Below are 8,016 nucleotides of genomic sequence, written 5' to 3' on the forward strand. Positions count from 1 at the left end.
CACGCTCAATGACGACCGCATACCCCGTCGTCGTCATCCCGAGAGACGGTCAACAACCGACCCCGGTGCGGGTGTTGGGAATTGATGAAACACGGCGCGGCAAGGCCAAATGGGAGACCTGCCCGAGTACCGGAGTGCGCAGGTGGGTGGACCGCTGGGACACCGGGCTGGTCGACATCACCGGCACGGGCGGATTGTTGGTTCGGGTCAACGGGCGGACGGCGCAACAGGTGACCGACTGGCTGCAGGCCCGCGACCAGGCATGGAAGGACGGGATCGAGTTCGTCACGATCGACATGTCGCTGACCTACGCCAAGGCCGCCCGTGAGGCGTTGCCGCACGCGAAGCTGGTCGTGGACCGTTTCCATCTGGTCAAGAAGGCCAACGACATGGTCGATGAGGTCCGCCGCCGGACCACATCAGCCCACCGTTTGCGGCGTGGCCGCAAGAGCGATCCGGAGTGGATCAACCGGCGCCGGCTACTACGCGCCGCTGAACGGCTGACCGAGGATCAACGCCACACGCTGTTCGATCGACTGACCTCGGCAGACCCCAACGGGGACATCGCGGCGGCCTGGATCGCCAAAGAACTCCTGCGGGATGTGTTGGCCTGCACCGCACGTGGTGGGCTGGTCTACGAGATCCGCGATGCTCTGTACCGGTTCTACGCATTCTGCGCCGCGTGCTCGGTACCCGAGATCGCCACGTTCGCCCGGACCATGTCTACCTGGCAGGAGCCCATGATCCTCGCAATCCAGACGGGGCTATCCAACGCCCGCAGTGAAGGCTACAACCGCATCGTCAAACACATCGGGCGCATCGCCTTCGGCTTCAGAACACCCGAGAATCAACGCCGCCGCGTACGGTGGGCGTGCACCCGCCAATCACGGCGAGCGCCATCCAGAACCAGGCCCCACCCCTGTTGAGTCGGAAGAGCCTGTTTCCGCACCGTCGCCTCACGGCACTTACGGCCGACATCCCCGGCAGAAAGTCGCGGTCAAGGCCCATCCCCGCGTATGCCGTAGACCGTCGAACACGAGCGCAGTTGAGTGGGCAAGGCCCAACCGCCGCATGCGACACCTTGGCGGCGGCGGGCGGTCTCGATCCGGAGCTTCGTTAGCCCCTCACCCCTTGTTCTTAGCGTCGTCTGTGGGTCTTTCGTCGACGAGGAACCAATCGGGCTTGCCCAGCGGCCAGTACTCCCCCCAGATATTAGCTCCGCCCGCGACCTCCAGGACCGTACCCGTGATAAATCGGGCTGCCGGCCCGGCAAGGTAGACCGCGGCTTCGGCCACATCGTGAACGTCGCCCAGTCGGCGCTGCGGGTTGTGGTCGAAGCTCGGCCGCGCCTCCGCCGGATAGTGGGCCAGCCCTGGACTTCGCACAACGCCGACCGCGATGGCATTGGCTCGCACGCCATGAGGTGCAAGCTCCAGCGCCAAGCTCCGGGTGAGCTGAATCTGACCGGCCCTGGCTGCACCGGTATGGGGAACGCCGATGCTTCCCTGTCCGGTCAATGTGCTGATGTTTACGACGGATCGATCGGGCACGGTTCCGGCGGGCCGGGCTTCTCCGCCGTCATCGGCAATCCAACGCCGGGCCGCCGTCTGCATCATGTACCAAGTCCCGTAGAGGTTTGTCTCGACGACCGCCGCCCAGCCATTGGGACTGATGTCGACGGAGCGAGCGGCGAACTGCCCGCCTGCATTGTTCACGAGCACATCGAGCCCACCCTGGCGCTCCCACACCCGATCCATCAGCGCCGCCACCTGCTCGGGGTCCCGAATCGACGCGACCATCGACCAGCAGCCCACTCCGATCGACTTTAGCTGCTCCTCGACTTTCTCCAGCTTGGCAGGATCGCGCCCGCAGGTGATGATTGTCGCGCCCAAGCGTCCGAAGAGCGTGCAGATCGCGAGGCCGATCCCCCCTGCACCACCCGAGACAAGCACTGACTTGCCGGCGAAGAGATCGTTCCGAAAGACCGTAGGAAGTCGCGCGAGCTCGTCGAAGGTGTGACTGCTATAGGGGTCGGATCCAGCCTGCTGGTTCGTCTCCGCCACAAGGCCGACCCAATCGCTCGTATCATCCATGCTTGCCTCGCCCATTCCTAAGTCCTACTCGGTTTGCTCGGGCTCGCTCTGCTCGGGCTCGCTTTGCGGCGCTTCCGACTTGTTGCGGGGCTAGAGTTGCTCGACGTCGCCAGGCGCGCCATTGCCGATCGACTGCTTGGACACGCCCTCGTCGTGGCAGAGAAACCAAAGCCGTCGTAGGGAAGAACTCCCGTCACTCAGGCCATTAACCACGTTGAAATCGCCCACCCACAAGGACATCCTTCCAGCCCGCCCACCTGGGGCAGATCAACTCAGATGTCACCTATTCGTGCAGCAGACCCGTTTTCGGGCTACGAGACGTTCGACGAGGCCGAGTCTGAATCGCTGTACCTGTTCGACGTCGAACCCGGCTGCTCGCACCTTCGTGAGGGGGCGCCGGAGGAAATGTTCGCCGGCCAACGGCACGGTGAGGGTTTCGAGGAGGCGCTGTACGACTCTCGCGGTACGGGATGAGCTTTCGATGTGATCGACGAGAATCAATCGTCCCTCGGGGCGCAGCACCCGATGCATCTCGCCTATCGCCGCATCGGTGTCGGGGATCGCGCACAGCCCGAACGTGCACACCACCGTATCGAACGACGCGTCGTCGAAAGGCAGCGAATGTGCATCACCTTGCAGCAGAGTGGTGTTGGACCCGAGTTGCCTGGCTCGCGCGCGGGCACCGTCGAGCATCGCATCGCTGAGGTCGACGCCGGTCAGTGTGACTCCGTCGGCGTAGGCGCCTAGGTTGAGCCCGGTCCCGACTGCGACCTCTAACACGTCCCCGGTCGCTTGCCCGCAGGCCCAGCTGCGGGAGTCGCGGAAAAGGGCGCGCTCGAAGAACTGCATCTCGCGGTCGTAGTTGTGGGCCTTCTTGTCCCAGTAGCGATGCCAACGCTGGCGGTGTTCGGTGTGTCTCGACATGTCGAGTGCTCCCTCCGGTGAGGTCCTGCTAAATCATGCCCGCGCGGCGCGGGCACACTTGCGGCGACGTGCGACAGGGGCGGTCTTACATCGCCACGGCCAGGGTCCTGACCTCAAAGGCCAAAGCACCGCTCAACTCTCCAGCGTCACAAAGGGGTTCCGGCCCTTGCGGGTAATAACTCCCGCGGCGCTGTACATCGGCGCCATCATCATTGCCACGCCCAGCTCGATGGCAACACTCGAATCACTGGCGGGCTGGCCCTGCAGACGGCCGAGAAAAGCATCAAATGTGTTGCCCACCTTGTTGGTCAGGGCGACAAATTCCACCAGCGCATGAATATCCCTGGCCACCGCCGCCGAATAACTGCCCTCCAGCTCACTGTCGGGGAGGGCGCCTTCGGATGCTGCATACTCCAACGCGTACGCCAGGGCGGGCCGCTCGTCAGGCGGTGCCACGGAAAGATCACCGGCCAGCAGCGCCTCGATATCCGTGGGCTCCACGCCAAAGCGCGTCGCGAGTTCCGAGTGGACCCAGTTGCAGTAGCGGCACTGCAACACAGACGTCACCACCAACATCAGCTTTTCCGAGAAGGCCGGCGTCAGGCGCTGGTGACCGTAAGCGGAGGCGACCTTGAACAGTAATGAGGGGGCACTAGCCAGATGACGCCTCAGCTCTCCTGAGCGCAGCGTGCGCTTGTCAAAGACCATGGCCTATTTTTCCAGGGTGAAATACAGGACCGTGAAGAAACCACCTGCCGTGCGATACAGCATGCGCGCAAGATAGTACTGGTCACCCAGCGTCCGCAGCTCACCGCGAATCGGCCACAGTGTTGGCGGGTTTTGGGGCACGTCATAATCCAGCTCAATGACTGGCCGACCATCATCAAAAGCCTGCCCGCGTCGCACGTCATAGAAACCGAGCTGGTACTTGCCCTGGCGATTGAACAGCATGTTCCCGCCCTGGCGCTTGTCGACGTATTTGCCTTTCCACGGAGACAGCGGTGAGTTCACCAGCACATGTGGCGTGTTCCCGGTGAATGAGTCCAACCAGTTTTAGAGTCCTGTGGCCCGATGTCGGGCTGGAAGGGACGATGAACACATGGCTGGTCGGAAGCGGCATTCCGCGGAGGACATCGTGCGCAAGCTGCGCCGAGCTGATGAGTTGGCGGCCGAGGGCAGGACCGGTGAGGAGATCGCCGCGGACCTCGGGGTGTCGGCCGCGACGTTGTACAACTGGCGCCGCGCCTACGGCGGCATGGACACCGACGCCGCCAAGGAACTCAAGGAACTCCGCGAACAGAACGCCCGCCTAAAGCGGCTGCTCGCCGAAGCCGAGCTGGTCAAGGACGCTCTGCGCGAGGTGGCCAAGGGAAAATTCTGAGCCCGGCCGCCAAGCGCCGCGCCGTGGACATGCTCAAGGAGACGTTGAGCATGTCGGAACGGTTGGCATGCAGGGCGGTTGGGCTTTCCCGCTCGACTCACCGACGGCTGCCCTTGGCACAGACATCCACCGATCCAGACGCCGATGTGCGGGCCTGGCTGCGCTCGTACGCCACCAAACACCCGTGTCATGGGTTCCGGCGTGCGTGGGCAGCGTTGCGGCATGACGAGGGCCAGGAGATCAACGTGAAGAAGGTGCACCGATTGTGGTGCCAGGAGGGGCTGCAGCGCCGAGTCCACAGCCCGCGCAAACGGGCCGGGGTGTGCTCGGCGCCTGAGGTGATCGCCGACGCCCCGAAGGTGGTGTGGGCGATCGACTTCCAGTTCGACTCCACCACCGATGGCAAGGCGGTCAAGATCGCGTCGATGGTCGACGAACACACCCGCGAATCGCTGCTGCATCTGGTGGAGCGCTCGATCACCGGCGACCGTCTCGTCGTCGAGCTCGAGAAGGTGTTCGACGTAGCCGGCGGGCCGCCGATGGTGCTGCGCATGGACAATGGTCCGGAGATGGTTTCTCAAGCGCTGCAACGGTTCTGCGAGAACAAGACCGGCATGGTCTACATCCCGCCGGGCACGCCGTGGAACAACGGGCACATCGAATCGTTCAATAGCCGGCTTCGGAAGGAGTGCCTCAACCGCAACCACTGGAACACCCTATTCGAGGCCCGGGTGGTGATCGGCGACTTCAAGGACGAGCACAACACACGGCATCGGCACTCAGCGCTGGGTTACCGGACACCGGCCGAGTACGCTGCGGCCTGCAGCCATGACCACTACGCCATGGCCTGCGAGATCAACTGACACCGAACGACGACAACCTGGCTCTAATTCCGGGTGGACTCAGTAACGGGGACTCGCCACATGAACCGGTCGACGCAGAGTCTGTGGCAGACGACGCACACCTTCCACCGCGTGGAGTCGGCCCCGATAGGCGCCACTGAGATCAGCAACACGCGGCGCGGCCAGTTGCGCGAAGATCGCCTCCAGTTCCTGCTCCCCCATGCCGTTGCTCAAATGAATCGACGAAGTCGGCATCGGTATGGTGTTGGCTGTACTGGTTTCGGTCATGCGCTCATCCTCCGTTCGGTGTAATTATCAGAAAAGTGAATGAAGTCCGACAGTGTTTCAATCGGATTCTGGCCGCGAGACACCGACAGATACAACCCGACCACCGGTAAGATTCCGCCGAAAAATAATGCCGCGACGATGGCTTCATCGAGCGTGCGACTATCCTCTGCCGGCTCACCACCCAGTCGGGACAGAAACGCATCTGAAGTATTGCAGATCATGCTGAACAACATGATGATGCGCGCCGTCGTCTGAATATCCCCCCGCTCTTGAGCGGTATATTCTTCCTTGAGTTGCTTGACCAATGCTGGCGTCAGTCCGGTGAAATTCCTATTCGCCAGTTCACGGGCATAGGTGATGGCCAGAAACTTCTTCTCATCGAAGTTCTCGGGCGCAACCCCCTCAAGCTGCATCAGGTCTTCCTTGCTGACCCCCGCCTGCAGGGCAAAATCGTGGTGCGCATAGTTGCAGTACTTGCACGCATTGAGCGTGGCGATGGCGACCATGATTTCTTCACGGAATGCCGGATCAAAGCGTTTGGAGATCAAAATACCGTAGAGATTACTGGGACTGACCGCCAGATTCAGCCCGTGGACGGCCAGCTCCTTCAGCGTAGCCGTCTTGTGTTTGAAGCCGGAAAAAGGCCCGGAGGCTTTCCGGGTGCGGAAGAGTTCAAGCATGGCTGTACTCCTTGCTGGTTTCAGGCAACAATGGCTCTACCACCGTTTCGTAATGGCGCGCGAACTCGAAGAAATCCCGCACCACCTGGCTGAAGCGTTGCTTTCGCGACAGCGCCACCAGCCCGTACATCTCCGGAATAATACTCAATGCAATGCCCGACAGAACCAGCTCGCCAAACACAGAACTGTTCTGCGCCGGCTCTCCATTGAACCGAGAATAGAGCGCCTCAAGCTTGTTGCATGACAGGTTCATGATGGTGATAAAGCGCGCCACGAAATCAATATCGTATTGCTCCTGTTCGCTATAAGCCTCGCAGAAGCGGTGCCGAAGGTCTGGATCAATCTCACCAAAATCAGACAGTGAACGGGCCACAGCGTAATCAATTGCCAGCTTCCGCCGCGGGTCGTATTCGCGATAGTCTGCCGTCTCAAGCTGGCGCAACCGCTCCTGGCTGACTCCGGCCTGCTGGGCAAATTCATGGTGGGTAAAATTGCAGATGGTGCAGCCATTGGCCCGTGATACCGCCACCATGATCTCCTCGCGCAGATCCTCAGGTAGTCGGTTACGCACGGCTATGGCATGAATGTCATACAGCCTCGGGAACACATTGAGCGCGTCCCGTGCCGCCCAGGCCAGGTGGTACTTGCGCTTCCTGAATCCGGCCCCATGGACTACCGGTGTGTGATGCGGGGATCTGAAATCTGCCTTCATGATCGATTCTCCAGACAGGATGGTTGTTGATGGACCCCATGCTAGGAGCCGCGCCGGAGTGGGCGCAGGTCATGATTCGACAGATTTCAGTCATTTAAAGACACTGTCATCGGCAGAAGGAGGAACACAGCGTGACATCCAAAGCCATCGTCGGGAGCTACCTGATGGTGCTGGCCGAACTACTTGAACGGCGCGGCGTTGACGGCGATAGATGGCTGGGAGAATCCGGTCTCGCACGCGATACCCTCAGCCAGCCGGACCATTACCTGAACTTGACTGAAGTCACCGGCGCCATCCATGCAGCCTTGCGGTTGAGCAATGATCCTGCGCTGGGTCTGTACCTTAGCCAGCAACTGAACCTTCACGCCCACGGACTGCTCGGCGTTGTAGGGATGCTCAGCAGCAACGTGCGCGATTCGCTGGAGGTTGGCTTCAGGTATGCAGCCACCCGCTCCCCACTGGTGGACCTGAGGCTCACCGAAACAGACCGCGAAGCCGTTATCCACGTTGATCTGAACGCCGAACTGCCCGAAGACGTCGAGCGCTTCGTCATTGAGAGCCTGGTATTCAGCTTTGCCACCATGGCCAATTTTCTGTTCGACGGTGACATACCGCCGGCCACGGTGGAAATGTCGATGGCCGAGCCGGCGCATGCGGAACTCTATTCCGTCTTCTACCGGGCGCCTCTGACTATTCGTTTCGACGCCGACGGCAACCGCCTGCACTTTAGGCGGGACGTGCTCGACCGCCCGCTGCCCCTGGCCAACCAGCAGACCCGCAACCTGGTCGAGAAGCAGGTTTCACAGGAAATGGAACGACTGACAAGACACCCCGCCGAGGGCGAGGCAATCATCCCTCAGGTGAAAGCCCTGATCACTGAAATGCCCGGCTACTATCCGGCCATGGAGGAAGTGGCCGAACGCCTGGCCGTGACCACACGGACACTGCACCGGCGCATCGAAAAGGCAGGCACCAGCTTCAAGTCGCTCGTGGACAACGCCCGCTTCGCCGAAGCCACGCGCTACCTGGAAGACACCGGTCGGGTCTGCTGCACGATCAGGTGACAGTTTCGGTCACGCGGCCTGACTGGCCGGTG

Annotated in this window: 10 protein-coding genes; 3 read left to right on the forward strand and 7 right to left on the reverse strand. The window is 61.6% G+C overall.

Going from position 1 to position 8,016, the window contains the following annotated elements:
- Nucleotides 1–926, forward strand: a 926-nt coding sequence (locus tag CRM90_RS28975; RefSeq protein WP_233209579.1) for an ISL3 family transposase, incomplete at its 5' end; no start/stop codon positions are given.
- 198 nt (nt 927–1,124) lie between these two features.
- Here CRM90_RS28975 and CRM90_RS28980 read toward each other — a convergent pair.
- From CRM90_RS28980 to CRM90_RS28995, 4 genes are all read right to left on the reverse strand, one after another.
- Nucleotides 1,125–2,108, reverse strand: coding sequence for an SDR family NAD(P)-dependent oxidoreductase (locus CRM90_RS28980; protein WP_199190101.1), 984 nt, complete (start codon nt 2,106–2,108; stop codon nt 1,125–1,127).
- 264 nt (nt 2,109–2,372) lie between these two features.
- Nucleotides 2,373–3,017: a class I SAM-dependent methyltransferase gene (locus tag CRM90_RS28985; RefSeq protein WP_102810315.1), complete on the reverse strand. Its 645-nt coding sequence runs from the start codon at nt 3,015–3,017 to the stop codon at nt 2,373–2,375.
- Between the two features lie 132 nt (nt 3,018–3,149).
- Entirely contained in the window at nt 3,150–3,725 is a 576-nt protein-coding gene (locus tag CRM90_RS28990) for a carboxymuconolactone decarboxylase family protein (protein ID WP_102810316.1), read from the reverse strand.
- 3 nt (nt 3,726–3,728) lie between these two features.
- Nucleotides 3,729–4,028: a hypothetical protein gene (locus tag CRM90_RS28995; protein ID WP_142391487.1), complete on the reverse strand. Its 300-nt coding sequence runs from the start codon at nt 4,026–4,028 to the stop codon at nt 3,729–3,731.
- Between the two features lie 88 nt (nt 4,029–4,116).
- Here CRM90_RS28995 and CRM90_RS29000 point away from each other — a divergent pair.
- Nucleotides 4,117–5,261 (forward strand): IS3 family transposase gene (locus tag CRM90_RS29000; RefSeq protein WP_102810318.1). Its coding sequence is split into 2 segments (ribosomal slippage): nt 4,117–4,384 and nt 4,384–5,261, totalling 1,146 coding nucleotides; the frame shifts between segments, so codons are not numbered across the junction.
- A gap of 39 nt (nt 5,262–5,300) precedes the next feature.
- Here CRM90_RS29000 and CRM90_RS30420 read toward each other — a convergent pair.
- The 3 genes from CRM90_RS30420 to CRM90_RS29010 are packed head-to-tail and all read right to left on the reverse strand — an operon-like array spanning nt 5,301 to nt 6,920.
- The gene (locus CRM90_RS30420; protein WP_142391488.1) at nt 5,301–5,528 is read right to left on the reverse strand and encodes a hypothetical protein; all 228 of its coding nucleotides are present in this window, start codon (nt 5,526–5,528) and stop codon (nt 5,301–5,303) included.
- Nucleotides 5,525–6,208: a carboxymuconolactone decarboxylase family protein gene (locus tag CRM90_RS29005; RefSeq protein WP_102810319.1), complete on the reverse strand. Its 684-nt coding sequence runs from the start codon at nt 6,206–6,208 to the stop codon at nt 5,525–5,527. Before CRM90_RS29005 ends, CRM90_RS30420 begins: the two co-directional genes overlap by 4 nt.
- Entirely contained in the window at nt 6,201–6,920 is a 720-nt protein-coding gene (locus CRM90_RS29010; RefSeq protein ID WP_102810320.1) for a carboxymuconolactone decarboxylase family protein, read from the reverse strand. The genes CRM90_RS29005 and CRM90_RS29010 overlap by 8 nt, the downstream gene beginning before the upstream one ends.
- A gap of 131 nt (nt 6,921–7,051) precedes the next feature.
- Between CRM90_RS29010 and CRM90_RS29015 the strand changes: the two genes are divergently transcribed.
- Nucleotides 7,052–7,984, forward strand: coding sequence for an AraC family transcriptional regulator (locus tag CRM90_RS29015; protein ID WP_102810321.1), 933 nt, complete (start codon nt 7,052–7,054; stop codon nt 7,982–7,984).
- The last annotated feature ends 32 nt before the right edge of the window (nt 7,985–8,016 follow it).

The organism is Mycobacterium sp. ENV421 (genome assembly GCF_002887815.1).
GTDB lineage: Bacteria > Actinomycetota > Actinomycetes > Mycobacteriales > Mycobacteriaceae > Mycobacterium.

Excerpts from the sequence above, each read along its gene's own strand:
- CRM90_RS29005 (WP_102810319.1), bottom strand. The coding sequence starts at position 6,208 with ATGCTTGAACTCTTCCGCACCCGGAAAGCCTCCGGGCCTTTTTCCGGC.
- CRM90_RS28985 (WP_102810315.1), bottom strand. The coding sequence starts at position 3,017 with ATGTCGAGACACACCGAACACCGCCAGCGTTGGCATCGCTACTGGGAC.
- CRM90_RS28980 (WP_199190101.1), bottom strand. The coding sequence starts at position 2,108 with ATGGGCGAGGCAAGCATGGATGATACGAGCGATTGGGTCGGCCTTGTG.
- CRM90_RS30420 (WP_142391488.1), bottom strand. The coding sequence starts at position 5,528 with ATGACCGAAACCAGTACAGCCAACACCATACCGATGCCGACTTCGTCG.
- CRM90_RS28990 (WP_102810316.1), bottom strand. The coding sequence starts at position 3,725 with ATGGTCTTTGACAAGCGCACGCTGCGCTCAGGAGAGCTGAGGCGTCAT.
- CRM90_RS29010 (WP_102810320.1), bottom strand. The coding sequence starts at position 6,920 with ATGAAGGCAGATTTCAGATCCCCGCATCACACACCGGTAGTCCATGGG.